2 protein-coding genes and 1 pseudogene are annotated in these 729 nt (G+C 30.6%); all 3 read left to right on the top strand.

Going from position 1 to position 729, the window contains the following annotated elements:
* Nucleotides 1-276, top strand: a pseudogene (locus NK213_RS17805) (hypothetical protein); the annotation flags it as partial.
* Between the two features lie 11 nt (nt 277-287).
* Complete coding sequence (locus tag NK213_RS17800; RefSeq protein WP_253351707.1) at nt 288-473, top strand: hypothetical protein; 186 nt, start codon at nt 288-290, stop codon at nt 471-473.
* Between the two features lie 9 nt (nt 474-482).
* On the top strand, nt 483-653 hold the full coding sequence (locus NK213_RS17795; protein WP_253351705.1) for a hypothetical protein: 171 nt from the start codon (nt 483-485) through the stop codon (nt 651-653).
* Nucleotides 654-729: the final 76 nt, after the last annotated feature.

The following is a 729-nucleotide window of genomic DNA, read 5'->3' as shown; positions in this document are numbered from 1 at the left end:
AAAAATATACTGCAAGAATTCCTAACAGAAATATTGGAAAAGGAAAAAGAGCAAGAAGAATTTGAGAGCAAAAAAGCCGAGGAATTAAAAGAACTTGGTAGAAGAAAAGAGACTCTTGAAATGGAAAAGAAAGAATTACGGGAAAAACTAAATTTACTGGAATCAGAGCAGGGGCTATTAAATAAGCAGATAGAAACAACAAGGAATAGAGGTCAGGTATTGGGTATGCATATAAAGAATATGTACAGGAAGATAATAAAATCAATAGAATTTTAGGAGGAAAAAATATGGAAGAAAATAAAGGAAAAGGAATTGGATTTTTGGGGACATTAACTTTGATATTCATAACTTTAAAATTATGTAAAATAATAGACTGGTCATGGTTGTGGGTATTAGCTCCAACACTGATACCATTAGTGATGTTCTTACTAAGTGCAATAGTGGTAGGAGTAATAACAATATTAAAGAAATGAGGTTAAATAATGAAATACATAATAGTGAGCAATGAAAAGATAACAAAACATAATTTTACCGGGAAATTACTGGAATTTGTGAGGAAAAATGTAAAAGGACTGCAGGATGGGAAATATGAAGTACAGCAAGTGAAGACAGAAAACGGGGAGTTGTGTGCTAAGTATAGGAAAATAAGGTAAAAGATGTAAACATATATATTGAAAATTCCGTTTTTTAGTGATACAATAGAGGTGTAGAATGAATAAAAAAGTTTTA

This window comes from Sebaldella sp. S0638 (genome assembly GCF_024158605.1).
Lineage (GTDB): Bacteria > Fusobacteriota > Fusobacteriia > Fusobacteriales > Leptotrichiaceae > Sebaldella.
The sequence above is the reverse complement of the archived record's forward strand: the minus strand, read 5'-3'. Positions and strand labels throughout refer to the sequence as shown.

Excerpts from the sequence above, each read along its gene's own strand:
- NK213_RS17800 (WP_253351707.1), top strand. The coding sequence starts at position 288 with ATGGAAGAAAATAAAGGAAAAGGAATTGGATTTTTGGGGACATTAACT.
- NK213_RS17795 (WP_253351705.1), top strand. The coding sequence starts at position 483 with ATGAAATACATAATAGTGAGCAATGAAAAGATAACAAAACATAATTTT.